A 26,718-nucleotide genomic window follows, 5' to 3' on the forward strand; every position below is an offset into this window, starting at 1 on the left:
ATCAAATTCACAAAAATATTAACTAATTCCAGATTAAGAGTTTCTGATATAAAATCTAAATCGATATCGATGGATGGAGCAGTCGTGAAAGAGATTATCAAACAGAAAGTCCTGGAGACCAAAAAAAATCTGGTACTCGAAGAGATTTCCAAAATATTCGAGAGTGAAGGGTTCTCTTCAGTCAAAATGCAGGAGATCGCCAATAGGCTGGGAATATCGGTAGGCGCGCTCTACAAACTTTTCTCATCGAAAGAGGAGATGTACTATGCCTATATCGAATACCAGATCCATCGGTTCCATACGCTTCTGCTCCAGAAATGCTCTACATCATCGGATCCGAAAACATGTTTACAGCGTTACGTCGAGTTGAAGTTCGAAGTGTTCGCATCCAAACGCAAGGCTCTCGAAGACCCTGTTGTCGGAGACCCGCTCTTCTTCGTCAAGATGAACACCCAAAAAAACGACCCCGCCAAGCCGATCTTCGGATTTCTCGCCGATCTTTTTCAGCGGCTCGACAGCGTCGAACCACTCAAAGAGAAAAACTACATGAAACTCGCCTATCTGTTCAATGCCTTCACGATGGGATATGTCGAATACTGGATCCATTACGGTGAAAAGCTCGACGAGAATGCGGCAAGGGTACTCGAAGCGTTTCTGGAGGGGATGAAAGCATGAAAAAAATTTCACTGGTGCTCGGCAGCGGCGGCGCACGCGGATATGCCCATATCGGGGTCATCGAAGAGCTCGAAAAGCATGGATACGAAATCGTCTCGATCAGCGGCGCATCGATGGGTGCGCTGATAGGGGGGCTCTATGCCTGCGGGAAGTTGAATGCGTATAAAGCGTGGGTACTCGAACTCGACGCACTCGATGTCGCTTCGCTACTGGATATCTCTTTCTCCCGCGGCGGGATCATCGAAGGGGAGAAAGTGTTCGGCAAACTCTCCAAGATCATCGGCCGGCAGCGTATCGAGGAACTACCTTTGAAATTTACCGCGGTTGCGACCGATATCGTGAAGCAGAAGGAGGTATGGTTTCAGCAAGGCGATCTGCTCGAGGCGATTCGTGCTTCCATCGCCATTCCTTCCGTCTTCACACCGGTCAAGATGGGAAAAATGGTTCTCGTCGACGGTGGTGCCCTGAACCCACTCCCCGTCGCGCCGACCCAGTCGGACCTGACCGATCTGACGATCGCGGTCAATCTGTACGGAGAGATTCCCAAACCGAAGCTGAAAACGGAAGCGACGGAGACAGCACGTAAAAACAAGATCGAGCGGGTCGTAAAAGATCTTTTTACAAAAGCGAAAGAAGATAAAAAATTTACGATGTTCGACGTTTTGGATAAGACGTTCGATACAATGCAGGATGCCTTGACGAGATACCGCATCGGTGGATATCCCCCCGACATCATGATCGACATCTCGATGCATGTGTGCAACACCTTCGATTTCCACAAAGCGGCCGAAGTGATCGAAGCGGGTCGTTTGGCGACGAGAGAGAGACTCAAAACAGTGAAGGAGAGTCGATGGAACGGCTGAAGAAGTATTGGCTCGGGATCGTAGCGGTACTGCTGCTTGGCGTGGCAGCCGTGATGATCTACGAAAAACTGAATCCCAAACAAGTGCCTTCGAATCTGGTAGAGGGTGTCGGCCGCATCGACGGCGATCTTGTCGACCTCAATGTAAAATACCCCGGGCGGCTCGAGCAAGTAGCCGTCGAAGACGGCATGCCCATCAAAAAGGGCGATATTGTCGCCAGACTCAAAAGCTTGGAGTATGAAGCGAAGCTGGCACAGGTGACGGCACAGCTTCGGGCGAAGCAAAAGGAACTGAATGCGAAAAAGACGGAACTGAACATCGCGAAAAAGACGATTCCTCTCGCACTCAGACGGGCCGATTCGGCACGAAAAACCCGCAGAGCGCAGCTCCAAGAGCTCGAAAAGAGTATCGAAGCACAAAAAAGAGTCGTAGAGCAGGATGATCGCGACTACGAGCGAACGAAAAATCTCTATGAAAAACGACTGATCCAAAAAGAGCTTCTCGAGAAAGCGGCATTGAAAAGGGATACCGACAGAGACAGACTCGCCGCACTCGGGCATAAAAGAGAACAGCTCCGTGCCGCCATCGAAATCGCCGAAGCGGACTTTGCGGAAGCGAAGGCCGCACAGCGAAAGATCGACGCACTCGAAGAGGGGATAGAAGCGCTGAGGGAGGGGGTACAGGCGATGAAAGATGCACGCGGCGAAGTCGAAGCCGTGCTCGAGGAGATGACGATTCGCTCTCCGATCGACGGTTTTGTCGTAGAGAAGATCGCCAATGCAGGTGAAGTGCTCGGCGCCGGCATGCCTGTCGCATCGCTGATCGATCCCCACTCTCTCTATCTCAAAATCTTTGTCGATACGATTCAAAACGGCAAGATAAAAATCGGAGACAAAGCGGTCATTTTCCTCGATTCCTGGCCCGACCGGCCGATCGAAGCGAAGGTGGTACGCATCGCACAGAATGCCGAGTTCACCCCCAAAGAGGTGAGTGTACGCAGCGACCGCATTCAGCGTGTTTATGCCCTCCATCTCAAACCTTTGAAGGTCGATCCACTTCTGAAACTCGGCCTTCCCGCCATCGGAGTCGTTTCACTCGACGGCAAGGGCCTGCCAAAATCACTCCGTGAGCTGCCGCCCCTATGAAAAAGATCGATAAAAATGTGGTGATGCTCGGATGGGTCAGCTTCTTCACCGATATGGCGTCGGCGATGATCAACCCCATTCTGCCCATTTTTGTCGTCACGATTCTGCACGAAGGGATGGACAAGCTCGGTATCATCGTCGCCGTCGCCACGTTTGTCTCCTATTCGCTGCGGTTGATTTCGGGCTATATCAGCGACAGGTACGGCATCGTCAAGCCGCTTGTCGTCGGAGGGTATGCGCTTTCGGCTTTCAGCAAGCCGCTTATCGGATTGACCCACAGTTACAAAGGGGTCGCGGCACTCAAGGCATTCGAGCGTTTCGGCAAGGGGCTGCGTTCCGCCCCCAAAGACCTGATGATCGCCCACTACAGCGAAAAGAGGGCGTCGGGCCGTACGTTCGGATTCCATAAAACACTCGACATCGCCGGTGAACTCAGCGGCATACTGATTTTGCTGGGCCTTCTCTACACGCTGGGGCAGGGCGAAGCGGTCATGCGCAATATCTTCTTTGCCACACTCGTTCCCGGCGTGATCAGTCTCTTTATCGTCCTCTTTTTCGTTCGCGACATCCCAAAACCTTCCAAAAGAGAGGGCAAATCGCGTTTCAAATTCACCGCAAACGACAAAGCGGCCATCCGCTCGCTTCTGTTTTACTTCCTGTTTCTGCTCTTTGTCTTCAATGAAGCATTCTTCACGATGCAGGCAAAAGGTATCGGGATCGCGACAGTGATGATACCGCTTCTATTTGTCGTATCGACCGGTATGCAGACCCTCACAAGCTACATCTTCGGTGTATGGATCGACCGCTACGGTGTCAACCGCATTATGGCGATCGCCTATACATGCGGCGCAGCGGCACAACTGTTGCTATGGGTTCAAACCCCTCTTTTGACCTGGGTCGCCTACGGCTTCCTGGGCCTCTTTACCGTCGCTTCGCTCAATGCCAACCGGGCACTCATCGCGAAAAAAGCCGACAATCGCGGCTCTGTCTACGGTATTTTCTACGCTTCCGTAGCACTCTTCGGGGCACTCGGCGCCTACATCTGCGGAATGATATGGGAACACTTCGGTATGGATACGGCACTGATCTATGCTATGAGCGGAACCGGGGTCATGACACTTCTTTTTTTGATGATAAAAGGGTGGCGGCATGCAGAGTGAGATCCATCGCAAAAAAGTATTGCTGTTTTTGAATCTTACCGGTCTGGCGCTTTTCCTCTCCATGGCTTCCACTGCACTGCAGGGAAAAGTTCCCTCTTTCGACAAGGTGGCCGCTGCATCTTTCGCATCTTTACATACCCCTTTTCTGGATAGATTTTTCGTCGTGACAACACATCTCAACGGTATGCTCGCCGTTTTACTCGTTTCGATTGCCGTTTCCATGCTGTTGATCGGAAAGAGACGATGGAAAGCACTGAAGCTCTATCTCTTTACCATCATAACGGCAGCGATGGTTGCATCGCTGTTGAAGCTCTTCATCTGCAGAGAGCGTCCGAAAGAGGGTTTGCTGGATCTTTCGAGCTACGCATTTCCGTCATGGCACGCTACACTCTCCGCAACACTTGCATTGATCGTATACACCCTTTTCGTGTCGAAAATCAGAAATGGTGCAGCAAGGATCTTCTTTGGTCTATTTCTTCTTTTTTGGCCCATGCTCATAGGATTCTCGAGGATCTATCTGAATCTTCATTGGAGTTCCGACGTTCTTGGCGGATGGGGATTGGGGCTTTTCATCGCTACGGGCTCGGTACTTCTTTTCGACATCTCCGGAGACAATGGCGATGGCTGACCTGGATGTCAGGAACGTTACGGTCCGGCACAAAAAGGTCACGGCAATCGAGAATGCCTCCCTTTCGGCAGATCGGGGCGAAATTCTTGGATTCATCGGAGCTGACGGGGCGGGTAAGAGTTCCTTGATGCACGCCATCGCCGGTGTAGGACGGTTCGAAGGTGAGATCACATTCGAAGGGACCGTCTACCATACACCCGATGAAGCGGAACCCCTGAAGTCCATGATCGGACTGATGCCGCAGGGAATCGGCCTGGTTCTTTACAAAAACCTGACTGTCGCCGAACACCTCGAATTTTTTGCAAGAATCAGGAATATCAGAGAGGATGAGGCGCATACAAGATACAGACGGAAGCTTTTGGAAATGGCAGGCCTCGAACCGTTCAGCGAGCGGCAGGCAGGCAATCTCAGCGGCGGAATGATGCAGAAGCTTTCGCTTATATGTACGCTTCTGCACCGTCCGAAACTGCTGATTCTCGATGAACCGACTACGGGTGTCGATCCGCTCAGCCGGCTCGAGTTGTGGGAGATTCTGGAGGAGATACGTCACACGGAAGGAACCATCGCACTCGTCAGTACGGCCTATATGCAAGAAGCTGCGAAAATGGACAGGGTCTACCTTTTCGACGAGGGAAGAATCATTGCGTCCGGAACGGGTGATGCACTTATCGATACCGTACGCGACTATACCTACGAACCGGCCGCCTGCCACAATGAACGATGTATCGGAACAGGCCACTACACCTATTCTCTCGATCCCCTCGATGTTCCGAAAAAGAGACCGAATCTCGAAGCGCTCTTCTTCGTCAACGCCTTGAAGCAGGGCAGAACACTTCCGCCGATCGTAGTGAGCGAACGTGAGAGTGAAGAGCCGATTCCTCCGGTCGTGATGGAAGCGAAAGGACTCACCAAGCGGTTCGGCAGTTTCATCGCGAACGACCATATCGACATGGAGCTTCGAAGCGGAGAGATCCTGGGTCTTTTGGGCGCCAACGGTGCGGGAAAGACCACCTTTATCAAGATGCTTCTCGGCCTCTATCCGATCGATGAGGGGGAGTTGACACTTCTGGGCCGGCCGATACGCAGCGCGAAAGACCGCCGTGACCTCAAAGCGAAAATCGGGTATGTCAGCCAGCACTTTGCACTCTACAAAGATATGACGGTAAGAGAGAATCTTCTCTATTTTGCGAGTATGCACCAGATTCCGGCCGACAAGGCGATTCGCCGAATCGAACGCTATGCCGAAGAACTCGGTTTCAAATCTTTTATGGATATGCTTCCGACGGAGCTTCCACTTGGGATCAACCAGCGCTTTTCGGTGGCGGCGGCATTGCTGCACGAACCGGTCGTTCTCTTTCTGGACGAACCCACCTCGGGGGTCGACACGATCGCAAGAAGCCAATTCTGGCAGATGCTGAGGCTTCTGAAAGAGCGGTGGGGCATTGCGATCCTCATTACAACCCACTATATGAGCGAAGCGGAGTTCTGTGACCGTGTGGTACTGCTGAAACAGGGCAGGAAAGTGGCCGACGACACTGTCGAAAACCTCTACAAAACCCATCCGGAAGCGAAGAGTTTCGAAGAGATTTTCCTCCACTATTACAAGGAGAGGGAATGAACATCGGTGTCGTTAAAGCCTATATGCTCAAAGAGTTCAAAGAGCTGATCCGATCGAAAATGATCATGATGGTGTATGTCATGCCGACGATGATCATCATTCTTTTCGGATATGGCATCAGAATGGAGGTGACACATGCGAGGACGCTCATTATCGACAACGACCGGAGCAAAATATCGCACGACCTGACGGCCCGTTTCGAGCACTCCAAATATTTCGATACGACCGTTGGGTGGATGAACGAGGATGCGGCGATGAACCGCATCAAAGCGGCGAAAACGGATATCGTGATCATCATTCCCGAAAGTTTCGAAAAGCGCCTTCTCCACCGTCAGCCGACGGAGATCGCCGTCTTTATCGACGGCGCTTTTCCTGTGCGTGCGGCAACGATGGAGAACTACGTCAAAGGGGTTGTATTCAATGCCGCCACACAACTGGTACCGCAGATCCCCCGAAAGCTCATCACCATAGAGAACCGTAACCTTTTCAACCAGGCGATGCGGGACGAAAATGCAATCGTACCGGGATTGATCGGGCTCATTCTCCTCGTCGCGCCTGCCATACTTTCGGCACTGCTCATCGTCAAAGAGAAGGAGGAGGGGACCATCTTCAGCTTTTTCTCCTCACCCGTCAAAAAGAGCGAATTCATCATCGCCAAACTGGTGCCTGCACTTCTTCTTCATTCGGTTAACATCTTCATCCTGTTTCTGTGGGCGACCTGGCTTTTCGAGGTCCCGTTTCGCGGCAGTTTCACCCTCTACTGGTTCGCGAGCGAACTCTATGTGCTCATCAGCCTGGGGGTAGGTATGATGGTCTCCATCATCACCCGGACGCAGATCGTCGCAATCGTGCTGACGATCATCATTACGATCATTCCGGGGTTTCTCTACTCGGGAATGCTGATGCCGATCTCTTCGATGAGCGGTGAATCGAAGATCGAGGCACATATCTACCCTGTGATGTATTACAACCACCTCGTCTACGACACCTTTTTGATCGGGCAGGGGCTCGATTCGCCCAAAAACCAGCTTTATCTTGCAATATTGGTAGGGTATGCCCTTTTTATCACGCTTCTTGGGTCCTGGCTCATGAAAAAGGAGATACGATGATCCGTACCTTTTCGGCACTCGTAGCCAAGGAACTCATCGGTTTTTTCCGTTCCTGGGGCCTCGTGGCCGTCGTGCTCTACAGTTTCACACTCGATATCTATATCGCGGGGAAGGGGATCGAGATGCAGGCGAAAAATATCGCTGTCGGATATGTCGACCGAAGTGGCGGCGGGATGAGTCGGAAAATTCTGAGCCGTCTGCATATGCCCGAATTCCAAAAACCGATCCCTTTCCCTTCACAGGAGGCGCTGAGCCGTGCCATCTTCAATCGTGAAATCATGGTAGGGCTCATTTTCGGATCCGATTTTGAAAAAGATCTTAAAAAAAGAGGGCACGCAAAGCTCGATCTTCTTCTCGACTCGGTGGCGGCGACACAGAGTTTTCAAGCCCTTCAGTATCTACAAAACATTGTACTCGAATATGCGGACCTGCAGATGCCTGTGGTACTGAAAATTCATAAACTCTTCAATCAAAACGCGGAGACGGCATGGTTTATGGCGCTAGCCGAGATGCTTTCGGTCATCACGCTTCTGGGGGTTATCCTCACCGCAGCCGTGTTCGTGCGCGAAAAGGAGAACGGAACATGGGATATCATGCTGTTGACACCGATCGACCCGAAACTGATCATACTGGCAAAAAGTTTTTCACAAGTGCTCATCATCGTGGCAGGTGTCGTCATCGCGACAGGTATCGTTCTGTTCGGGTCATTCGACATCCCAATCAATGGCTCGATATGGTCTTTTTTCCTTCTTTCGTTTTTCTATGCTTTTACGAGTGCGGGTATCGGCCTTTTCGTGGCTGCAATTTCGAAAAACATGCTTCAGGTCGCCCAATTCTCCATTCTTATCATGATGCCGCTTATCTTTCTCAGTGGAGCATGGACACCTATTCATGCAATGGATCCCGTTTTGCAGAATCTTTCGCTCATCTCGCCCTTACGCTACTATATCGAGGGGAGTGAAAGCATTTTTTTCCGGGGTACGCCGTTTGACGGGCTCGGTAGCTATTTCGCCGGTGTCATTGGGCTTGGAAGTGTGTTATACTTTTACGGATTTCAAAAAATAGGAAAAGTGTTTTGATAACCGAAGAGAAAGTGATACTGTTGGCGCTGTTGAAAAAAGAGGAAGGTGAAAACCTTCGCGACATTCTTGCGATGCTCGAAAACAACCGTGTCTTTACGATGAAAGAGGGCAAACGGTTTGTGAAAATCCTGAAAAATGAAGGATACATCGAAGAAAACGAACTGACCCTCAAAGGCACGACTGCGGCACAGCATGCGGAAGCGGAATTTAAATTATAAAATAATATAATAATACATCAAATGGCAAAAGGATTGACGATGCCAAGAACGATCCGTGGCAAATTTACAGTAATGCTTCTTACGACGCTCATTTCTGGCTCACTGCTTCTTACTGTTTACCTCTTCAATACCTTCAACAAGGTGGTGAGTGAATCGTCCCGCGATGCAATCAATACATTGAGCGATTCCATTTTTGTCGCGATCCGTACCAGTATGAATTTCGGTGATCCCGCCATCGTCGAAGATACCCTCCATACAGTCAAAAAAATCGAAGGCATCGAAAATATCCATATCGCGAAATCGAAAGAGGTGATCGAAGCGTTCGGCCTGAAGGCTTCGTTTACCGACGATCCCAATATTCGGAAAGTGTTTGCTTCCAGAAAAATAGAAGTCCTCGAAGACGATGGAGAATCCGGCCACAGAATGCGGCTTTTGAAACCGCTGCTTGCGACGAAAGAGTGTCTCTCCTGCCATACCAATGTGAAGGAGAACGATGCTTTGGGTGTTATGGATCTGGAGGTTTCTCTCGAAAAGAGCGATGCCCAGATTCGTACGATGGAGATCGTCATCGTATCGGCTTTGATGATCGCTACGGTTGTCGCCATCGCCATGTTTCTTCTCTTTTTCAAGAAAAACGTTTTCAAACCTCTGGATATACTGAAAAAACGTGTAAAGGATATCGCAAGTGGCGAAGGCGACCTGACGAAACGCCTCCATTTTGTCAAAAATGATGAAATCGCCGATGTCGGTTACTGGGTCGATGCTTTTATCGAGAAGATGCAGAGTGCCATTGCGAACGCGAAAGAGTCGAGTCACACCAATCTGGCCATTGCCAAAGAGCTGCACACGGAATCCGAACGTGTCGATGCCCGTTCACATCAGGGCATACACATCGTCGAAAATGCCGTGAAAACCGGTGAAATGATCCAAAAAGATCTCGAAAAAAATATACAGAGTGCACAACAGAGCTCACACGATGTGAAAGAGGCAAAAACACTCGTCTCGAACATTCAGAACGAAATCACCCATCTACTGAAGCAAATCGAAGTACAGGCGGAATCGGGCATCGAAATGGCCTCGCGTCTCAGCGAACTGACAAGCAATGCCGATGCGGCCAAAAACGTTCTGCAGTCGATCTCCGAAATCGCCGATCAGACCAACCTTCTCGCACTCAATGCCGCCATCGAAGCGGCACGTGCAGGAGAACATGGGCGCGGATTCGCCGTCGTCGCGGACGAGGTGAGGAAACTGGCCGAACAGACACAAAAAAGCCTTGGGGAGATAGATGCAACGATAGGTGTCATCGTTCAAGAGATCGCACACGCGAGTGACGCGATGAATAAAAATGCCAAACAGGTCGAAGCCTTGACCGATGCAGCCGGCCATACGGATAAAAGCATTCTCGAAGCGGTAAACTTTATGGACAGGGTCGACGATGTCAGCAGAAGCGCACTGGAGACATCGAGAGAACTCGGTACCAAAGTGAATCTGATACTCGAGGAGATCAAAGAGATCAAAAACTCTTCGGAAGAGAATATCGGGAGTGTCGAAAAGATTCGCCGTCTGAGCGACCGGCTAAATCAGCTGGCCGAAGAACTAAACGAAGCGCTCGAGAGATTCAAGACGTAGAAGTACACTTCTGTGCCTTCTCCTTCGCTTTGCGTTCAATTTCCCGAAGCGCCAGACCACGCATCCATTCGGAAAAATTGACATTCTGTTCCCGACAGAATTCGCCAATCTTTTTCATCTCTTCCATTGTTACCTTTACCTCCAGATCGATCGTTTTTTCAGCCATCACAGCCTCCTTTGTTTTACAAGCGACAAAACCATCGCCAATGAATAACCATCGTTTTCATATCCTTCTTCGAGACACGCTTCGCATTTATCACCCAATGGAATATCGACTTGATCGACCAGTTCCGTGAGCGTTTCGATACTGTTGGTTTTGATCAGTTCCACGATATCTCCTACCGTTTTGTCGTTACAGTAGCAGATGACTCTATCTCTGTCGATCATGGCTTGACCCACTCCTTGAAATGGTGTTTGAATTTTTCCACTTTCGGCGCGACGACCGCCTGGCAGTAGCCATGGTAGGGGTTGTTCCTGAAGTAATCCTGGTGGTATGCCTCGGCAGGCCAGAACTTTGTCTGTGTAACGATCTCCGTAACGATCGGAGCGGAAAAATGTTTTTGCACCTCTTGCCTGCTCGCTTCGGCAATTCGCTTCTGTCCGTCATCATGATAGAAAATAGCGGAGCGGTATTGCGTACCAGTATCGGCTCCCTGTCTGTTCAGCGTCGTCGGATCGTGAATCTTCCAGAAGATATCGAGAAGCTCTCTGTAGCTAACGACATTCGGATCATACGTGATCTGCACGACTTCCGCATGTCTGGTCGATCCGGAACAGACCGCTTCATAGCTTGGATTGTCGATATGGCCACCGGTATACCCGCTTACTACATCTTCAACACCTTTGACATTTTCGAAAACTGCTTCCAGACACCAGAAGCAGCCCCCTCCAAAAGTCGCTTTTTCATAATTTTCAGACATTGTACATTCCTCTTTTGTATAGGCTGGGCTCCCAAAAAGAGCCATCAAAGTGATGATAACGGCAGTGATATTTTTCATACAATGATTGTAGTGATAAAAAGATAAAAGAGATGTTGTCCAAAGATATTAAAAAAGAACGCAAAGGCGCCGAGGCGCCTCTGGTAGATAGGTCAGTGGTGAGATTTTAGAATGAGTTTCGTCATTCTTATATTGATAACGATGAAACGTATAATCTGCCATAGAACGCAGGTTCTCAGGAACTTTACCAATCCACCTGGAATCATCGTTCCAGACTGCGGGCTATAGGGGTTGATATGTTTTACGTGTTCGTGTGCCATTTTTATCCTTTCTTATTCTGGGATGATTTTCCAGCCCGGCTTGAGCTGTGCTTTCCACATGAATGCGTAGTGGAGGAAATATTTGATCCAGTGTCCTGCGAGGCCGATCTCTCCCGTTGTATAGTCGAGATCACGTCCTACACCCGGGTATTTCTCATAATCGGGAACGACTGGATAGACCGTCATCGATACCGCTTTTCCGTTAAGCATACTGCTTCCTGCAGATGCGACGCACGCTGCACCCATTTCCGCCATACTTGCCGTATGGGTCGGTTCTTTCGCACCACTCAAGATCATGTCTTTGAGTGTTTGGGCGACCGCTTTTCCCATCATCGCCGACGGCATACCGGTTCTCGGAGGTGTCGGGTTGATCGGCGTACCGTTTGGATTTTTCATCGGTTTCGACATCAGGTGAGGGGGTGCGAACGCGATTCCCACGGCGAACATGTTTTTGTAATCCGGATTCTGCAGAGTTTTCGGCCAGTCGCTGGCTTTCCACTCTTCGTATGGCTTCGGCGTATAATCGGCATCCACCTTCATAAATCCGTTCGGTGCAAATACCTTATCGGTGATGTCGCCACCCTCTTTGTCGTAGGCTTTGAGGCCGACGCCGCCGAATGGAGGGATGAGCATGGAGAAGTCGAACTCCTGAACGTCCGTATCCCCGTCGAGGGTTTCATAATGGATCTTTCCCTCTTCGACTTTCGTAACATGTGTGCCGAGTATCCATTCCATATCGTGCTCGGCGAAGAGCGATTCGGCAAACACTTTGCTCGATGCGATGTAACCGCCACGCCTGATATGCATCCCGCCCATTCCAAAGTCACCAAGGAAGGATTCGTTGGTGAGCCAGATCAATTCCGCTTTGTCGCGTACACCAGCTGCGCGCAGTTCGTAATCGATGTTGAAGATATATTCGAACGCCGCACCCTGGCATGTACACATGCCATGCCCCGTACCGATAACGAGTGTCTGTTTCTCTCCGGCTTTCATCTTCGCGATACACTTTTGAAGCTCTTCATTCGCATGAATGGCATGGTCGGCCGTACATACTGAAACCGTGTGTCCGCCGTGCGGCCCCAGTCCTTCCGTAGCACCGAAATTGAGTTTCGGGCCTGTCGCATTGATAAGGTAATCGTAGGTTATCTCTTCCTTCTCTCCCTCTTTATCCTGTCCCGTATATTCTATCGTGACATAAGGAGATTCACTCTCCTTGCTGCCTTCCGGATGAATGGAAAGGGCTTTGGCCTGTCGATAGTCGATACCGGCTTTTTTGTAAACCGGCCCAAGATCGAAAACAACATCGTCTTTTTTCATTTTACCGACACCCACCCATATATTGGATGGAATCCAGTTCCATTTACTGTTTGGTGTAACGACGACCACTTCATGATTGCTTCCTAGCCAATCTTTCAGAAATGTAGCCGCAGTATGTCCGGATACACCGCCGCCTAAAACAACTACTCTTGCCATATTTTGTCTCCTTAAAACTGGTAGTTCATTTGATTATAATCCTTACTAATTAAATGATAACTTAAAAGCTGAAAAAAGACTCAATTTTACTTCTTAAAATGGTTTTTTTTAATAAATAATATAAATTACTGAATAGAAACTGCAAGTAAATTGATAAAGTTGATTAAAAAAAGATAGAACACACAACGGAAGCAATATCTTTGGAATTGGAATATGAAGAAAATCGTTGGAGTACAACGCTATATAGGGTATTCGGAAAGTTTCCGGAAGAGTATTTTGCAATAGTAACAATATATCAGCCGAAAGGAATAATTGAAATTGAAATAGGAGATTGTAAGATTGAACTATAATTTTGTGGTTAAATGGTTGGCGTTTTAAAAAAGTCTGAATTAATGGTTCATAAAGGATTGGTTGCGGTCAACATAAGAAAAAATGCATTGATTTAAATGAACTTAAAGAATTCTTAGAAGTTACTTTTAATCAAGATATTGACTTTAGTGATTTTGACGCTATCTTCCAAGACACCTCTGAACAAATAGTACCAATTCCAGATTAAGAGAAGGCTCTTTTTTAAGAGCTTTTCCTTTCATTAAACTAATCACCATAAATTTATTTTTAAGACATTTATTAAAAAAGGAACTAAGAACAGTTTCAATTTAGAGGGAAAAATATATTATTTTTAACTATAAACTATGTAGATTTTCCTTACTATATTTAAAATAAAAATATTATAAAATGAATGGGCAAGAAAAAGGGTTTATGCCCTCTTTCTTATATCTTCCAAAGAAACATACCAGGAATACTAGACTTGAAGTAAGAAACCTTCAAATTTAAAGCACCATTTTTAATAATAGCGTCTCGTCCGGAACCCTGAATTGCTTTAGGATTATAGTTTTTTGTTTTATAAAGGGACAAATATTTTTTCATGCTTCTACTATCATTGATAGGGAACCCCGAAAGGTTATTTGTTCCTTCATTCACAATAGCCATATATTTATAACCATTTGCTTTTCCATATCTCTTTGCAAAATCAATTGCCCTCATTGCAACAGAAACTCGCTCAGAAGGTTTCCATTTATGCAATTCAGAAGTCCTAATATTGTAAACTCTGTTTCCTTTATCAATAACCTTAAATTCACTTCCAAGATTAGAAGGAACTTTTACTCTTGTACCTGAAGCAGCACAACCTATAAAACTAATTGCAGCAAATGCAACCATTACCAACATAGTAATTTTTTTCATTTTTATATCTCCTTTTTATTTATTTCTCAAAATTGAATGGATTTGCTCAGCAGAAAGACTAGGGTGCTTATCTCCAACAAAGAATACAGCCCTCAAAGCTTTTCTTCCTTCTCCAAGATCAACACTCTTAACAAGAATATACTCTTGATCTGCATACATATCCATTACAATAGGATCAAGCAAAGCAATACCGATACCGATAGCTGCACCTGCACCTACGTACTTAAGTCCCTCACCATAGAATCCTCTGGCAAGTGCTTGAGCACCTGTACTCATTCCATTAATTGCACCAATTGTTCCATGTTCCGCAATATTTTTTGCGATCTCAGTTTGAGCTTCAGAATAGTCAGCAAGTGTTCCAAAGAAAATCTCTTTTTCTGAACCTTCAGTATAAGGAATACTCTTTGTTACAAATACCGTATAGTCAGCCATAAGTGCAGTAACAGACAGAATCATTGATACCGTTAGTATTTTTAATGTGTTCATTTTTGTTCTCCTTTTTTGATTTTTATTTGTTTGAACAACATATTGTTGAAGAATGAAATTTTATCTTTTATAAACATAAAATTTCCTTATTTTTATTGTTTTTTTTAGATATTTTAAATACAAAAAGTATTAATATAAAAATCATAAAACAATTAAACTTCAGTATAGATGATTAGTTCAAATCCAAGAAACAATAACGACGGTTTTTTTGGTGTCAGGACCTTGTTATTACAGATCTGACCCCAAATTTGAAGCTATTGCTCTTGTCATTTCTTCGAACGAAAACCATGCCAAAAATTTTGATTATTTTGCTTTATACAAAGAGGAATTTTATTATCCCATTTTTCACCGAAAAGTACTTGAGGACACTTAGAACCGTAGGATTCAAGCAAATCATATAGAAGATTTTTATATCGTCTTTGTGCTTTTTATATCGCCCAATTAAGTTTAAAGTGCAACAAAATCAAAGGAGAATAACTGACGATCGATCGAGACATCGATTTAACGTATGATCCATATACCCAGGGTACACAAAGAAAAACTTAAGTTTTTTAAAGTGCTTTGAAGTTCGAATTTTAGGGGGTTTAATTGGTTGCGGGAGAAGGATTTGAACCTCCGACCTTCGGGTTATGAGCCCGACGAGCTACCAAACTGCTCTATCCCGCGACAGAAGAAAGTGGATGGGGTGGAGGGATTCGAACCCCCGAATGACTGGACCAAAACCAGTTGCCTTACCACTTGGCGACACCCCATTCAAGGAGAGGCTATTGCCTGTTTGTGGGCAGAATTATAATGCAAAAACGCACCGTTGTCAAGAGTTTTTCGCTATAATTTTTCAAAATTTAAAAAAGAGGACGACAAGCGATGCCGATTCAACGTGTTCAACGGGCAATAGAAGATATCAAACATGGGAAAATGGTCGTAATGATAGACGATGAAGACCGGGAAAACGAAGGCGATCTGGTCTATGCCGCGACATTTTCGACACCGGAGAAAGTCAACTTTATGGCGACGGAAGCAAAGGGGCTCATCTGCGTCGCTATCTCGAAAGAGATCGCCGATAGGCTTCATCTTCAACCGATGGTACAGCACAACGACTCTCAGCATGAGACGGCATTTACCGTTTCTGTCGATGCGAAAGACGCCACGACAGGTATTTCCGCCTTTGAGAGAGACATGACCATCAAACTCCTGGCAAGTCCCATCAGTACACCCCAGGATCTGGTTCGCCCAGGACACATCTTTCCTCTCATAGCGAAAGAGGGCGGTGTTCTCGTACGCACCGGACATACGGAAGGTTCCGTCGATATCTGCAAACTGGCCGGCGTGGCTCCGAGTGCGGTCATCTGTGAAATCATGCGTGAAGATGGACAGATGGCACGACGGGACGACCTGGAGCTTTTCGCGAAAAAGCACGATCTCAATATCGTCTATATCTCCGATATCGTGGAATACCGCCTTCGCAATGAAAGGCTGGTTCACCTCGCCGAGGAGGAGGAGATCGAATTTTTCGATACGAAAGTCGAGAAGAAACTCTTTATCGATCACCAGGGGAAGAGACATTACGCCATAGTCTTTTACAGACTTCATGAAACGGAAAATGTAAAATTCCATAATATAGGCAGGGATGTCGATCTTCTTTTAAATCAACACCGTTACGGCCAGCTCATAAAATCGATCGATTATCTCAAACACAATGGAGGTGTCATCGTTTTTCTCGATGCTGAAGATGCCACGGGTGGCGATACGATGAAAGAGTATGGTATCGGTGCTCAAATCCTCTCCGAACTTGGCATCAAAAATATCAAACTGCTCGTTTCGAGCAAAGGCAAGGAGTTCGTCGGGCTCGGAGGTTTCGGTCTCGATATCGTCGAGGAGATCGAAATCTGATGGAGTTCCGTGTCTATTACGAGGATACCGATGCGGCCGGCATCGTCTACTATGCCAACTATCTGAAATTCTGCGAAAGGGCCCGCAGCGAGCTCTTCTTTTCAAACGGTCTCTCTCCTCAAAGCGAGGAGGGATACTTTGTCGTGAAGAGTATCGAGGCATCGTACGAAAAACCAGCCAAACTGGGGGACATCGTCGTTGTAAATACGCGGATGATCGAGAAAAAAGCGGTTTCGATCACTCTTTTGCAAACAGTCTCTAGAGATTCCGATACACTTTTTACAATGCGTGTACGCCTCGCTTACCTGATCCATGACAAACCGGCCAGGATTCCGGTGCAAATCTACTCACTCATCTCATCCTGGGAGTCCGGAGAGTAGAACTGCTCTTCGATTGTCTCGATCCGCTCCTCTGCGGGATAGGGAACCTCTTTGGGTACGAAACGGTAGAGTCCCGCTTCATAGAGGTAGACATTGTATTCGAGCGATCCATCCACGAACACTTCGTTCGCCAGTCTCTCTTCCGATGTCGATATGGAAAATTCATTGTCGATTCCTGCAATGGTCGCATAGTTGAGCCAATTGAATCGGATATCCTGATTGATAAGGGCGATATTCTCCGTCAAAGTCGAATCCATCGGACCGATCGAGCTTGCAAGCACCATATTTTCTCTGTCATGGTACTGTGTCAATGTCAGCAGCAGGGGAGAGTAGTTGATCTGCGTACTGAGAACCTGCTGCGGTTTGTAGTCGGCCAGGGTCAGCTGGGAAAGAAAAAGGCTGCTTTTGACGACGGGAGTGTTCAGAAAGATTGTCGACTGATTGAGGTCTTCATGTTTCAAAATAAGGTCTTTGTAATACCCACTCTGGCCAAGAACGATGGTGTCGTCGACATCGACGATATTGTAAACGGTCTGTGAAAGCATTCGTGAGATGGCGGAGTTGTCCGAAACGGTGACGGTCGTGGCATTGGATTCGACCAGATAGGAGAGTGTTTCGATCTGTCCGGTATAGTCGATTCCTCCAAAGTAGACCTTCTCATTATCACACTCAATCCTGTTTTTATGCAGCGTGGGTATAAAAATTTTCGTCAAACCGTTTTGGCTACAGAGGTAACTGGCACCTTTTTGGGTCACTGGGGCGACGACCAGATCGAATCTCTTCTCATCGATGGTATCGAGAGCGCTTTGCAACGATGTGTTCTCTTCGTCGTCGATGGCGAAAAGTTCCATTTCGAAAGGAATACCGCGATTGAGAAGATAACCGAGGGCTGTATTGGATGTGGAGTAGGCATATTTCCCAATGACTTTATAAGGCACGATGAAAGCGAGCCTGAATGCCGATGTCGTATAAATCCTGTGTGTCAGGGAAAAGAGTGTCATATAACTCTGGCGCAACGATGAAAGTTCAGGGTTTTTTGTATGTTTCGATTTTGCGATAAATGTAAATACCTTCCCATTTGCCAGCGCAGTTTCAAGCATGGCATCGTCATACGGTTCGGGATCCAGATCGATAATGACTGTCGAGGGCACCGGAATGGGAGAGAGCAGCTGGCTCTGGGCCAAAAGTACAACATACAAAAGTGTCAACGGTATCAATTTTCGCATAGCAACCTCTTGATTTTCAGAAGATCCTGATAAACTTCTTTTTTGGCAGATGGATTTCTTAAAAGATAACTGGGATGATAGGTCGGTACCAACTTGAAGCCGTCCATCTCTATCACTTCGCCCCGTACCTTCGAGATTCCGGTCTTGTCGCCAGTCAGATAGTGGTAGGCGGTCGCACCCAGTGCAACAATGATACGCGGGCTTACCAATTCGATCTGCTTCTGTAGATAGGGAAGGCAGGTGTAGGCCTCTTCAGGTGTCGGGACACGATTGTTCGGAGGACGGCATTTGACGATATTGGTGATATAAACCTCGCTCCTCGGTATTTCGATCGCATTTTCAATCATTTTCGTCAATAACTCTCCGGCTCTTCCGACAAAAGGACGCCCGGAGGTATCTTCCTGCGCACCGGGTCCCTCACCGACGAACATCAGCTCTGCATTCGGGTTGCCTTCGCCAAAGACCGTTTTCGTCCGTGTTTTGCTCAACGAACAGAGTTGACACTGTGAAACGATCTGCTCCAACGCTTTGAGGTCAGAAGGAAGGGATCTTTGTACGGATGCTCTTTTTTCCACGAGCGGTACATATTGAACCCCGAGTTGTTTAAGCTGATAAAGGCGTTTGAGCTGTAATGCGTTATAGAGGCGATTCATGGGAGATAGTTTAGGTCAAAAGGGGTTAAAAAGAGGTTAGGGCATCCGAAAATGCCCCTCTGTGCAAATTTATTAGAGAGTTACTAAGTCAAAGAAGCGGAGCTTCTTTGATTATTCTACTACGACTTTGACCGGATCGCTTTCCCACAGGCCGTGCTTGGTGCAGTAGCTCATGGCAGTCAATGTCAGGTTTTTCTGAGGAATGATATAGAAATCTACTTCGACCTGGCTCTTCTCGTTGCCAAGTGTTCCCGGTGTAAATGTCGCCTGTCCGAGCAGTGTTTCACCGTTCCAAAGCTGCACGTATGCGATGTAATGATCGAAATCATCCGGGTGAGCGTACTCTTCACCGACTTTCACTTTCACTTTGAACTTTTCACCTTTTTTGGCACTGCTTTCGCAATGAACGAACGGCGAATGGCGATCGATATAATCTTTTTTCGCTTCTCTTTCTACGGTATCGATGTCAACATATCGGTTAATCTTAGGCATGTTGGCCTCCTTTTCTTAATTTTGTTAAAGCTATTCTATCATAGTGTTGTTAAAGAAGATAAATTTTGTCTGATTTGCTGATTTGGTTAAGAAAATAGTAAGAAAAGTCACCAAGGACGGGGCAGGCCCCGCGCTCTTGTGACTATACGAAGTTGACTTCTGCGACGTTGTGCTTCAGTCCGAGCTCTTTGGGGTCGATGCCGAGTGCGAGACCGATGAGCTGAGGAAGATGGAGAACGGGCAGACTGATGTCTCGCCCCATCTCTTTGGCGACCGTATGCTGTTTGACGTCCATATTCAGATGGCAAAGCGGGCAGGGTGTGACCATCATGTCCGCATCGTTGTCGATCGCGTCGAGTAGTGCCGTCCCGGTGAGACGGTTGGCCGTTTTCGGAGACTGAAGGTCGGCATGGAAGCCGCAACATTTGTTCTTGCTTTCGTAATCGACACTTTTGCCCTGAAGCGCTTCAATGAGGCGGTCGAGTGATGTCGGATTGTAGGGGTTTTCATTGTCGTTGTATCTGGCGAGCAGTTCCGTTGTGTCGAACGCCTGCTCTCCGCCGCCTTCTCCGACATCCTTTTCGATGACTTTTGCGTTATGGACATGGTGGATATGGCTTGGGCGAATGTTGTGACATCCGTAAAATGCTGCGACGTTGAAGTCGTTGAGCGGTTTCACCACTTGCTCGGCCAGTTTGTCGAGCCCGTAATCATCGATGATTGCATAGAGAAAATGTCGGACGGAACTCGTCCCTTTATATTCCAGGCCCACTTCGGCAAGTTTTTCATTCACTTGGGATTTGAGATTTTCGTCACTGTCGAGACGCTCTTTTGTCATGACGGTATTGAGCTGACATGTGTTACATATCGTCAGCATCGGCAGTTCCTGCTTTTCTGCATAACAGATATTGCGAGCGTTGAGTACGAGAGACAAAAAATCGTCGAAATCCTGCAGGTGGCTCGCACCACAACAGCTCGCCTCGTCCAGAAGGATCAGTTCGATACCCAGCTTTTTCGCGACTGCCATCGTCGACATCAACAGTTCGGGGGTCGATTCTCGTGCCGTACATCCCGTGTAGAGTGCATATTTTAATTCTGCCATAGTCGTTCCCCTTAAAATTTAACTTTCGATGATGTTTTGATGAGTGTTTTGATCTCATCGAGATTTTTGGATTTCGGCATATTCCACGGCATGACGATTTTGCCTTTTTTGAACATGGCAATCGCTTCCGGAAGGTGTTTCATGACACCGATATTGCCTTCGGAGTATCGGACCAATTCGCCCTCGTCCAGAAGTCCATGTTTTTTGATGGAGTGTTTGAATCCAACCGCATGACGTGTCGCGACATTGTCCTGTGCCAGCCCCTCTTCGAAAAGCTGGTTGTGTAGCTTGGTGATTTTTCCGATCGGATCGACATCTTTCGGACACGCTTCGGCACACTCGAAACATTTGACACAATCCCAGATTCCCGGTCCCATCTCGCGAACGGTTTCGAGACGTTCACGTTTGGCGGTGTCACGAACATCGGCATTGAATCGGAATGCCTTGGCGAACTGTGCCGGTCCGAAAAACTCTTCATTCACTTCGACGGCCGGGCATGCATAGTAACAGTTCCCGCACTGAATGCAGTAGTCGGCCTCGAGAAGTGCTTCCGCTTCTTCCGGGGAGACACGGATCTCCGCTTCCGGATGCTCGTCGATCTCCGCTTCGAGCCAAGGCTTGACCGCTTTGTGCTTGTCCCAGAAATCTTTCTTGTCGATAATCATATCTTTGACGACACGTTTTTTGCTCTGAGGTTCCAGCAGCAACGTATCGGTGCCGAAAATCTCCACCAACTCCCAGACATTCTGTTTGCACGAAAGAACCGGTTTTCCATTCACCTTGATCGAACAGCTTCCGCAGATACCGTGACGGCAGCTTCGGCGATAGCTGAAACTTCCGTCGAATTCCCATTTGATGCGGTTGAGGATATCCAGAACCAGTTCATCCTTGCCCACTTCCATCTCATAGGTTTTGAAATAGGGCAGAAAATCGGTCTCCGCATTGAAGCGGAAAGTTTTAAAAGTCAGTTTTTTTGTAATGCGTTCAGTACTCATACCCAATCCTTAATATGTTCGCTCTTGCGGCTCAAATTTTCCGAGTGTTACATCACCGTATTCGAGGTTGATGTTCCCCCCTTCATCCATCGTTGCGAAGGTGTGTTTGAGGAAATTTTCGTCGTCGCGCGTCGGGTAGTCTTCACGGTAATGCGCACCACGGCTCTCTTTTCGTGCAATGGCACCTTCAACGATAAACGTAGCGTAATCGAGCATATGACCAAGCTCGATGGCTTCCTGCAAATCGGTGTTGAAAATTTTACTCTTGTCGTCGATACGAATGTTTTTATAGCGTTCACGAAGCTCTACAAGAATCGCCCGTTGTTTGAGCAGTGTCTCTTCTGTACGGAAAACACCTGCATTTTCGGTCATCGTCTGCTGCAGTTCGCTGCGAAGTTTCGGTACCGACTCGGTGCCGTTGTTGTTCATGCAGAACTTGATCTCCTCGAGCATGCGGTCGGCATCGGCCGCGTTCACCCCATGGCACTCGAGTCTGTCGCTTTCGAGATCTTCGATGATATGCTGTCCGACGTGGCGGCCGAAGAAGAGGGCTTCGAGCAGCGAGTTCGCACCCAGTCGGTTGGCACCATGGACGCTGACACAAGCACACTCGCCCGCCGCGTAGAAACCGCGAACGATCTCGTTCGGGTTTTTCTTGACGTGACCGTCGATGTCGACGGGAATGCCACCCATCGAGTAGTGCGCCGTCGCAGCGATATGAATCGGCTCTTTGATCATGTCCTGCCCGAGGAATGTGAGCGCGAGGTCGCGAAGTTCAGGAAGGCGCTCCATGATGATCTCTTCACCGAGATGGGTCAGGTCGATGGCGACGGCGTCTTTGTTCGGTCCGACACCGCGTCCTTCGAGGATCTCTTTGGTAATCGCACGGCTGACGACGTCACGCGGAGCGAGCTCCATCTTTTCGGGAGCGTATTTTTCCATAAAGCGTTCGCCGAGGCTGTTGTAGAGACGTCCACCTTCTCCGCGGGCCGCTTCGGAGATAAGGATACCGCTTCCGGCGAGGCCGGTCGGATGGAACTGGACGAACTCCATATCTTCGAGTGGAAGGCCGTGGCGTGCGACGATCGAGAGGCCATCACCCGTATTGGCGTGCGCGTTGGAGCTGATTTTGAAGGCGCGGGCGTAACCACCCGTAGCGAACATAACCGCTCTGGCATTGAAAATGGCCGGTTCGAGATCGCGAATATTGTAGGCGACGACACCTTTTACAAGCCCATCTTCATAGACGATATCGGCAACGTACCACTCGTCGAAAAAGGTAACGTTTTCCCGGTCGGCCTGCTCGTAAATCGTTTGCAGGAGCGTCAGGCCGGTTCGGTCTTTGGCGTAGCAGGCGCGGGGCTTGGACTGGCCTCCGAACGGCCGCTGGGCGATCGTACCATCCTCTTTGCGGCTGAATGCGGCACCGGAGTTGGCGATCCAGCGGATCGTTTCCGGGGCTTTGGAACACATCAGCTCGACCGCATCCTGGTCTGCGAGATAGTCACTTCCCTTGACGGTATCGAACATATGCAGTTCGATATCGTCGTCTTCACTCAGTGCGGCGTTGACCCCACCCTGCGCGGCACCGGAATGGCTTCGCAGCGGGTGAAGTTTGGTCAACACGGCCACTTTCTTGCCGGCACGCTGCAGTTCGCGCGCGGCGGCCAGGCCCGCAAGTCCGGCACCGACAATCACAACATCGTATTTATGTATCTGTACACTCATTGAGACGCATCCTTTTGTTAATAGCATAGGAATATAGGCCAATTATACATACTTAGTCTATAAAATAGTTTAATTCTCCGAAGGGGTTTGGCGCAGAGGTTTCAAAATGTTACGGATGGATGCAAAGCACTGCCAAACCTACTTCTTCATTCCGATCTTCACCATCTGGCGCCTCAGATAGGCGATTTTGGATTGCAACGGCAGCTTTTTGGGGCAGACATCTTCGCAACCCAGAAGCGTCATGCATCCGAATACGCCATTTTCGTCACCTACCAGTTCGTAGTAGTCGGCATCGTCGCGCTTGTCTCTCGGATCGAGGGCGTAGCGGGCGATTTTGTTCATGCCGACCGCCCCGACGAAGTTTTCGTTCATCTGGATCGTCCCGCACCCGGCGATGCAGCATCCGCACTCGATACAGCGGTCGAGTTCGTAGATCTCTTCCGCAAGCTCCGGTTCCATCGGCTTCTCGAGACGGTGGATATCCCGGATCTCATCCTCTTTGTTATGGATCCACGTTTCGAGCCGTTCGTTCATCCCACGCATCCACTTGCCGGTAAAGACCGAAAGGTCGCCGATCAGTTCGAAAACGGGTAGCGGGGCGAGATTGATCTCCTCGGGCAATTTGGAGGTTAGGGTGCTGCAGGCGAGTCCCGGTTTGCCGTTGATGATCATCCCGCAGCTTCCGCAGATGCCGGCACGGCAGACGAAGTCGAACTTGAGCGATGCATCGTAGTGTTCGCGGATATCGTTCAGAACGATAAAGAGTGTCATGCCCGGCGCCTCTTCGATCTCGAACGTTTCGATATGGGGGGTGTCGCCTTTTTGATGCGGATCGTATCGGAAAATATTGATTTTCAGTCTTCGTGGTTTTGTCTCATTCATTGTTTTGCCTTCTCATCGTCGAATCGCTCGTAGAGTCGTTCGTTGCGCCCCCTGTATTTTTCGGGCAACAGATGCTCGTAGGGCATCAAAGCGTTCTGGATTTCGAACCGGTCGGCGCCGTGTTTGAGCAGCTCGTTCCGGATCGCGTCGATTTTCGCCTGCTGAATGGCGCTCTGCCGATTTTCGATAATATTTTTCTTTCCGTATCCGCGGAAACCCGGCGGCAGCTCCATATGGGAGATTTCGATCGGCTCGTAGGTAACCGTCGGGAGGGTCCGCTCCGGGTCCGGCCACGAGGTGATCGTACGTTTGAGCCAGTTGACATCGTCACGCATCGGGTAGTCTTCCCGAGCGTGAGCACCCCGGCTTTCGGTGCGAAGCAGTGCGCCGTAGGCGACGGTGAGTGCCACTTTGATCATCTTCTGCGTCCGGTAGGCGATCACCAGTGCCGGATTGGCGGCATAGGATTTGGAACGCGAAACCGTGATATTCCTACTACGGACGAGTAGCCGCTCGAGCCGCTCGACCGCTTCTTGCAGATCGTTGCCGTTACGGAAAATACCCACCTTCTCCATCATGATGCTCTCCATCTCCCTTCGCAACACGTAGGCGTCTTCACCCCCTTCGTGTGTCAACAGTCGATGAATCTTCTCCTTTTCGGCCCGAATGAACGCTTCGACAACCGCCGTCGAGATATCGATGCTGCTCTGCGGCGAGTCGCAGAAGTCGGAAATGTATTCTGCGACGAGCATTCCGGAAACGACCGTTTCACTCACCGAGTTGCCTCCTAAACGGTTGAAGCCGTGCAGGTCCCAGCAAGCCGCTTCGCCGCAGGCGTAGAGTCCTTTCATCGTCTGCGATTCACCCGTATGTTTGGTACGGATGCCACCCATCGAATAGTGCTGGGTCGGGCGTACCGGGATCCACTCTTCGGCCGGGTCGATGCCGAGAAAGTTTTCACAGATATCTTTGACTTCCCGCAGATTCTTTTCGATGTGTTCACGCCCCAGAATCGTTATGTCGAGCCAGAGGTGGTCACCGTAGCGGGAGGGAACCCCTTTGCCTTTTCGGATATGCTCGATCATACGGCGGGAGACGACGTCGCGCGATGCAAGCTCCTTCTTTTCCGGTTCGTAGTCGGGCATAAAGCGGTAGCCGTCGACATCACGCAGCACCCCGCCGTCGCCCCGGCACCCCTCTGTCGTCAAAATGCCGACCGGTACGATCGCTGTCGGGTGAAACTGTACCGCTTCCATGTTTCCAAGCGTCGCGACGCCGCTCTCGAGTGCCAGGGCCTGTCCGGTTCCCTGGCAGATGATGGCATTGGTCGTGACGGCGTAGATGCGGCCGTATCCGCCTGTGGCGATAGTCGTCGCTTTGGCGACATAGGCGACGATCTCGCCGTCCATCAGGTTTCGTGCGACGACCCCGTAGCAGCGGCCGTCTTTGTGGATGAGCGCCATCGCCTCCATCCGTTCATGGATCATCACCCGGTCTTCGTGCGCTTTGTTGTCCATGGCGTAGAGCATACTGTGCCCGGTCCCGTCGGAAGTGTAGCAGGTACGCCACTTCTTTGTGCCGCCGAAATCTCGTGCAGTGATGAGACCGTGCGCCTCGTCCCGCTCTTCGATGAGCACTTTTTGCGCATTGATGATCGCTTCGTGTTTCCCTTTGCGTACTCTGTTCCACGGCACACCGTAATGCGTAAGCTCCCGAATCGCCTTCGGAGCCGTGTTGACGAACATCCGAACGACCTGCTGGTCCGCACCCCAGTCACTCCCTTTGACCGTATCTTCGAAGTGAATATCTTCGTTGTCGCCCCATCCCATCGCACAGTTGCCGAGCGATGCTTGCATGCCGCCTTGGGCCGCCGCCGAATGGGAACGTTTGGGCGGGACCAGCGAAAGGACGATCGTGCGGTGCCCGCGCTCCTGTACGCCCGTAGCCACGCGAAGCCCAGCCAGTCCGCCGCCGACAACCAGTACATCGGTATAGATGATCTTCATGGTTCAACCTTTACGGAGCCGTTCTTGATGTCGAGGCCGATCGAGACATAGGCCGAAAGCGATGCGAGACCGATCACGATATACAAAACGATGGAAGCCCGAAGAATCTGTTTCATCGCTTTTCTGCTTTTTCTATAGTTTCTCCCCTCGAACCATCCCCATTTGAGCGCGAGTCGGTAGAGTCCCACGAATGCGTGCAGTACGACACAGAAGAGCAGTACCAGATAGAGCGGCCACATCCAGCCCTCGACGACACGCTGGGCGGAGAGATAAGGGCCGATTTTGGAGGGGTTCGCCATCATCATATAGATATGCACGGGGGCCAGAAAGAACATCGCGAATCCCGTCATCACCTGGACCATCCATAAAGAGGTATCTTCATGCCTGAATCGCTTCATATGGTTCCGAAAAGTCCGATACTGCCGCCATGTCGACGGAATCTTTCTCACAGCCAGTGCCGCATGGACGACAAAGAGTGTAAAGATGATCGCCGCCAGTATCGTGACAATCGCCGGATGCCTCTCCCCGAACAGGTAGTAGCCTTCGAAAAAGAGTGTCATACGCTCCATCGCATCGGGCCCGAAAAGGATGGAAGCTTCAAAGAGAATATGCCCTACGATAAAGAGTGCCAGAAGAAGACCTGTGAATCCCTGGAGAAAGTCGAGATAGGCCGGTGCACGGCTACGGTGAGTTGTCAACATAAACAGTTCCTTGCAAAGAGAAAACGGAATTATCTCATAATGAAGTTTTCATTTCCTTGATATCCGATGAAATGGCG

27 protein-coding genes and 2 tRNA genes are annotated in these 26,718 nt (G+C 49.0%); 12 read left to right on the forward strand and 17 right to left on the reverse strand.

The window, feature by feature from the left end:
• Positions 1-69: 69 nt before the first annotated feature.
• Genes QUD54_RS00610 through QUD54_RS00655 form a run of 10 tightly spaced genes read left to right on the forward strand, consistent with a single transcriptional unit; the run spans position 70 to position 10,127 of the window.
• Positions 70-675, forward strand: coding sequence for a TetR/AcrR family transcriptional regulator (locus QUD54_RS00610; RefSeq protein WP_286337023.1), 606 nt, complete (start codon positions 70-72; stop codon positions 673-675).
• Positions 672-1,538 carry a patatin-like phospholipase family protein gene (locus tag QUD54_RS00615; protein WP_286337024.1) on the forward strand — a complete coding sequence of 289 codons (867 nt, stop codon included), beginning with the start codon at positions 672-674 and terminating at the stop codon, positions 1,536-1,538. The genes QUD54_RS00610 and QUD54_RS00615 overlap by 4 nt, the downstream gene beginning before the upstream one ends.
• The gene (locus QUD54_RS00620; protein ID WP_286337025.1) at positions 1,526-2,683 is read left to right on the forward strand and encodes an HlyD family secretion protein; all 1,158 of its coding nucleotides are present in this window, start codon (positions 1,526-1,528) and stop codon (positions 2,681-2,683) included. Before QUD54_RS00615 ends, QUD54_RS00620 begins: the two co-directional genes overlap by 13 nt.
• Positions 2,680-3,843: an MFS transporter gene (locus QUD54_RS00625; protein WP_286337026.1), complete on the forward strand. Its 1,164-nt coding sequence runs from the start codon at positions 2,680-2,682 to the stop codon at positions 3,841-3,843. The genes QUD54_RS00620 and QUD54_RS00625 overlap by 4 nt, the downstream gene beginning before the upstream one ends.
• Entirely contained in the window at positions 3,833-4,471 is a 639-nt protein-coding gene (locus QUD54_RS00630) for a phosphatase PAP2 family protein (RefSeq protein WP_286337027.1), read from the forward strand. The genes QUD54_RS00625 and QUD54_RS00630 overlap by 11 nt, the downstream gene beginning before the upstream one ends.
• The gene (locus QUD54_RS00635; RefSeq protein ID WP_286337028.1) at positions 4,464-6,089 is read left to right on the forward strand and encodes an ATP-binding cassette domain-containing protein; all 1,626 of its coding nucleotides are present in this window, start codon (positions 4,464-4,466) and stop codon (positions 6,087-6,089) included. Before QUD54_RS00630 ends, QUD54_RS00635 begins: the two co-directional genes overlap by 8 nt.
• On the forward strand, positions 6,086-7,198 hold the full coding sequence (locus QUD54_RS00640; RefSeq protein WP_286337029.1) for an ABC transporter permease: 1,113 nt from the start codon (positions 6,086-6,088) through the stop codon (positions 7,196-7,198). The genes QUD54_RS00635 and QUD54_RS00640 overlap by 4 nt, the downstream gene beginning before the upstream one ends.
• Positions 7,195-8,277 (forward strand): ABC transporter permease, encoded by a 1,083-nt coding sequence (locus tag QUD54_RS00645; RefSeq protein WP_286337030.1) that lies wholly within the window; start codon positions 7,195-7,197, stop codon positions 8,275-8,277. The genes QUD54_RS00640 and QUD54_RS00645 overlap by 4 nt, the downstream gene beginning before the upstream one ends.
• The gene (locus QUD54_RS00650) at positions 8,274-8,498 is read left to right on the forward strand and encodes a hypothetical protein (RefSeq protein WP_286337031.1); all 225 of its coding nucleotides are present in this window, start codon (positions 8,274-8,276) and stop codon (positions 8,496-8,498) included. Before QUD54_RS00645 ends, QUD54_RS00650 begins: the two co-directional genes overlap by 4 nt.
• 39 nt (positions 8,499-8,537) lie before the next feature.
• Positions 8,538-10,127, forward strand: coding sequence for a methyl-accepting chemotaxis protein (locus QUD54_RS00655; RefSeq protein WP_286337032.1), 1,590 nt, complete (start codon positions 8,538-8,540; stop codon positions 10,125-10,127).
• Here QUD54_RS00655 and QUD54_RS00660 read toward each other — a convergent pair.
• The 8 genes from QUD54_RS00660 to QUD54_RS00695 all read right to left on the reverse strand — a co-directional run bounded on the left by QUD54_RS00660 (position 10,117) and on the right by QUD54_RS00695 (position 15,338).
• Entirely contained in the window at positions 10,117-10,293 is a 177-nt protein-coding gene (locus tag QUD54_RS00660; RefSeq protein ID WP_286337033.1) for a hypothetical protein, read from the reverse strand. The two genes, QUD54_RS00655 and QUD54_RS00660, sit on opposite strands and share 11 nt — an antisense overlap.
• A complete protein-coding gene (locus tag QUD54_RS00665) occupies positions 10,293-10,514 on the reverse strand; it encodes a (2Fe-2S)-binding protein (RefSeq protein WP_286337034.1) in 222 nt (73 codons plus the stop codon). Before QUD54_RS00665 ends, QUD54_RS00660 begins: the two co-directional genes overlap by 1 nt.
• The gene (gene msrA, locus QUD54_RS00670) at positions 10,511-11,047 is read right to left on the reverse strand and encodes a peptide-methionine (S)-S-oxide reductase MsrA (RefSeq protein WP_286337035.1); all 537 of its coding nucleotides are present in this window, start codon (positions 11,045-11,047) and stop codon (positions 10,511-10,513) included. Before msrA ends, QUD54_RS00665 begins: the two co-directional genes overlap by 4 nt.
• 350 nt (positions 11,048-11,397) lie before the next feature.
• Positions 11,398-12,858 carry an NAD(P)/FAD-dependent oxidoreductase gene (locus tag QUD54_RS00675; RefSeq protein ID WP_286337036.1) on the reverse strand — a complete coding sequence of 487 codons (1,461 nt, stop codon included), beginning with the start codon at positions 12,856-12,858 and terminating at the stop codon, positions 11,398-11,400.
• A 771-nt stretch (positions 12,859-13,629) separates the two neighbouring features.
• Positions 13,630-14,100 (reverse strand): hypothetical protein, encoded by a 471-nt coding sequence (locus tag QUD54_RS00680; RefSeq protein ID WP_286337037.1) that lies wholly within the window; start codon positions 14,098-14,100, stop codon positions 13,630-13,632.
• Between the two features lie 15 nt (positions 14,101-14,115).
• Entirely contained in the window at positions 14,116-14,586 is a 471-nt protein-coding gene (locus QUD54_RS00685) for a hypothetical protein (protein ID WP_286337038.1), read from the reverse strand.
• 589 nt (positions 14,587-15,175) lie between these two features.
• Positions 15,176-15,252: transfer RNA gene (locus QUD54_RS00690), tRNA-Met, on the reverse strand.
• An 11-nt stretch (positions 15,253-15,263) separates the two neighbouring features.
• Positions 15,264-15,338 (reverse strand) — tRNA-Gln (locus QUD54_RS00695).
• 172 nt (positions 15,339-15,510) lie between these two features.
• Here QUD54_RS00695 and QUD54_RS00700 point away from each other — a divergent pair.
• Both QUD54_RS00700 and QUD54_RS00705 read left to right on the forward strand, forming a co-directional pair.
• Positions 15,511-16,476, forward strand: a complete 966-nt coding sequence (locus QUD54_RS00700; RefSeq protein ID WP_286337039.1) for a bifunctional 3,4-dihydroxy-2-butanone 4-phosphate synthase/GTP cyclohydrolase II — start codon at positions 15,511-15,513, stop codon at positions 16,474-16,476.
• Entirely contained in the window at positions 16,476-16,856 is a 381-nt protein-coding gene (locus QUD54_RS00705; protein ID WP_286337040.1) for a YbgC/FadM family acyl-CoA thioesterase, read from the forward strand. The genes QUD54_RS00700 and QUD54_RS00705 overlap by 1 nt, the downstream gene beginning before the upstream one ends.
• Here QUD54_RS00705 and QUD54_RS00710 read toward each other — a convergent pair.
• From QUD54_RS00710 to QUD54_RS00750, 9 genes are all read right to left on the reverse strand, one after another.
• Positions 16,820-18,082 (reverse strand): hypothetical protein, encoded by a 1,263-nt coding sequence (locus tag QUD54_RS00710; protein ID WP_286337041.1) that lies wholly within the window; start codon positions 18,080-18,082, stop codon positions 16,820-16,822. The genes QUD54_RS00705 and QUD54_RS00710 overlap by 37 nt on opposite strands.
• On the reverse strand, positions 18,070-18,735 hold the full coding sequence (locus QUD54_RS00715) for a uracil-DNA glycosylase (protein ID WP_286337042.1): 666 nt from the start codon (positions 18,733-18,735) through the stop codon (positions 18,070-18,072). The genes QUD54_RS00710 and QUD54_RS00715 overlap by 13 nt, the downstream gene beginning before the upstream one ends.
• A 111-nt stretch (positions 18,736-18,846) precedes the next feature.
• Positions 18,847-19,227 carry a class II SORL domain-containing protein gene (locus tag QUD54_RS00720; RefSeq protein WP_286337043.1) on the reverse strand — a complete coding sequence of 127 codons (381 nt, stop codon included), beginning with the start codon at positions 19,225-19,227 and terminating at the stop codon, positions 18,847-18,849.
• Positions 19,228-19,369: 142 nt separating this feature from the next.
• On the reverse strand, positions 19,370-20,329 hold the full coding sequence (locus QUD54_RS00725; protein ID WP_286337044.1) for a CoB--CoM heterodisulfide reductase iron-sulfur subunit B family protein: 960 nt from the start codon (positions 20,327-20,329) through the stop codon (positions 19,370-19,372).
• A gap of 11 nt (positions 20,330-20,340) precedes the next feature.
• On the reverse strand, positions 20,341-21,324 hold the full coding sequence (locus tag QUD54_RS00730) for a succinate dehydrogenase/fumarate reductase iron-sulfur subunit (RefSeq protein WP_286337045.1): 984 nt from the start codon (positions 21,322-21,324) through the stop codon (positions 20,341-20,343).
• Positions 21,325-21,333: 9 nt separating this feature from the next.
• Entirely contained in the window at positions 21,334-23,052 is a 1,719-nt protein-coding gene (gene sdhA, locus QUD54_RS00735; protein WP_286337046.1) for a succinate dehydrogenase flavoprotein subunit, read from the reverse strand.
• Positions 23,053-23,190: 138 nt separating this feature from the next.
• Positions 23,191-23,934 carry a fumarate reductase iron-sulfur subunit gene (locus QUD54_RS00740; RefSeq protein WP_286337047.1) on the reverse strand — a complete coding sequence of 248 codons (744 nt, stop codon included), beginning with the start codon at positions 23,932-23,934 and terminating at the stop codon, positions 23,191-23,193.
• On the reverse strand, positions 23,931-25,940 hold the full coding sequence (locus QUD54_RS00745; RefSeq protein WP_286337048.1) for a fumarate reductase flavoprotein subunit: 2,010 nt from the start codon (positions 25,938-25,940) through the stop codon (positions 23,931-23,933). Before QUD54_RS00745 ends, QUD54_RS00740 begins: the two co-directional genes overlap by 4 nt.
• Complete coding sequence (locus tag QUD54_RS00750; protein ID WP_286337049.1) at positions 25,937-26,641, reverse strand: fumarate reductase cytochrome b subunit; 705 nt, start codon at positions 26,639-26,641, stop codon at positions 25,937-25,939. Before QUD54_RS00750 ends, QUD54_RS00745 begins: the two co-directional genes overlap by 4 nt.
• Positions 26,642-26,718 lie beyond the last annotated feature (77 nt).

The sequence above is a fragment of the Hydrogenimonas cancrithermarum genome (assembly GCF_030296055.1).
GTDB lineage: Bacteria > Campylobacterota > Campylobacteria > Campylobacterales > Hydrogenimonadaceae > Hydrogenimonas > Hydrogenimonas cancrithermarum.

Coding starts and splice junctions, on each gene's coding strand:
- QUD54_RS00610 (WP_286337023.1), top strand. CDS start 70: ATGGATGGAGCAGTCGTGAAAGAGATTATCAAACAGAAAGTCCTGGAG.
- QUD54_RS00615 (WP_286337024.1), top strand. CDS start 672: ATGAAAAAAATTTCACTGGTGCTCGGCAGCGGCGGCGCACGCGGATAT.
- QUD54_RS00620 (WP_286337025.1), top strand. CDS start 1,526: ATGGAACGGCTGAAGAAGTATTGGCTCGGGATCGTAGCGGTACTGCTG.
- QUD54_RS00625 (WP_286337026.1), top strand. CDS start 2,680: ATGAAAAAGATCGATAAAAATGTGGTGATGCTCGGATGGGTCAGCTTC.
- QUD54_RS00630 (WP_286337027.1), top strand. CDS start 3,833: ATGCAGAGTGAGATCCATCGCAAAAAAGTATTGCTGTTTTTGAATCTT.
- QUD54_RS00635 (WP_286337028.1), top strand. CDS start 4,464: ATGGCTGACCTGGATGTCAGGAACGTTACGGTCCGGCACAAAAAGGTC.
- QUD54_RS00640 (WP_286337029.1), top strand. CDS start 6,086: ATGAACATCGGTGTCGTTAAAGCCTATATGCTCAAAGAGTTCAAAGAG.
- QUD54_RS00645 (WP_286337030.1), top strand. CDS start 7,195: ATGATCCGTACCTTTTCGGCACTCGTAGCCAAGGAACTCATCGGTTTT.
- QUD54_RS00655 (WP_286337032.1), top strand. CDS start 8,538: ATGCCAAGAACGATCCGTGGCAAATTTACAGTAATGCTTCTTACGACG.
- QUD54_RS00660 (WP_286337033.1), bottom strand. CDS start 10,293: ATGGCTGAAAAAACGATCGATCTGGAGGTAAAGGTAACAATGGAAGAG.
- QUD54_RS00665 (WP_286337034.1), bottom strand. CDS start 10,514: ATGATCGACAGAGATAGAGTCATCTGCTACTGTAACGACAAAACGGTA.
- msrA (WP_286337035.1), bottom strand. CDS start 11,047: ATGTCTGAAAATTATGAAAAAGCGACTTTTGGAGGGGGCTGCTTCTGG.
- QUD54_RS00675 (WP_286337036.1), bottom strand. CDS start 12,858: ATGGCAAGAGTAGTTGTTTTAGGCGGCGGTGTATCCGGACATACTGCG.
- QUD54_RS00680 (WP_286337037.1), bottom strand. CDS start 14,100: ATGAAAAAAATTACTATGTTGGTAATGGTTGCATTTGCTGCAATTAGT.
- QUD54_RS00685 (WP_286337038.1), bottom strand. CDS start 14,586: ATGAACACATTAAAAATACTAACGGTATCAATGATTCTGTCTGTTACT.
- QUD54_RS00700 (WP_286337039.1), top strand. CDS start 15,511: ATGATAGACGATGAAGACCGGGAAAACGAAGGCGATCTGGTCTATGCC.
- QUD54_RS00705 (WP_286337040.1), top strand. CDS start 16,476: ATGGAGTTCCGTGTCTATTACGAGGATACCGATGCGGCCGGCATCGTC.
- QUD54_RS00710 (WP_286337041.1), bottom strand. CDS start 18,082: ATGCGAAAATTGATACCGTTGACACTTTTGTATGTTGTACTTTTGGCC.
- QUD54_RS00715 (WP_286337042.1), bottom strand. CDS start 18,735: ATGAATCGCCTCTATAACGCATTACAGCTCAAACGCCTTTATCAGCTT.
- QUD54_RS00720 (WP_286337043.1), bottom strand. CDS start 19,227: ATGCCTAAGATTAACCGATATGTTGACATCGATACCGTAGAAAGAGAA.
- QUD54_RS00725 (WP_286337044.1), bottom strand. CDS start 20,329: ATGGCAGAATTAAAATATGCACTCTACACGGGATGTACGGCACGAGAA.
- QUD54_RS00730 (WP_286337045.1), bottom strand. CDS start 21,324: ATGAGTACTGAACGCATTACAAAAAAACTGACTTTTAAAACTTTCCGC.
- sdhA (WP_286337046.1), bottom strand. CDS start 23,052: ATGAGTGTACAGATACATAAATACGATGTTGTGATTGTCGGTGCCGGA.
- QUD54_RS00740 (WP_286337047.1), bottom strand. CDS start 23,934: ATGAATGAGACAAAACCACGAAGACTGAAAATCAATATTTTCCGATAC.
- QUD54_RS00745 (WP_286337048.1), bottom strand. CDS start 25,940: ATGAAGATCATCTATACCGATGTACTGGTTGTCGGCGGCGGACTGGCT.
- QUD54_RS00750 (WP_286337049.1), bottom strand. CDS start 26,641: ATGTTGACAACTCACCGTAGCCGTGCACCGGCCTATCTCGACTTTCTC.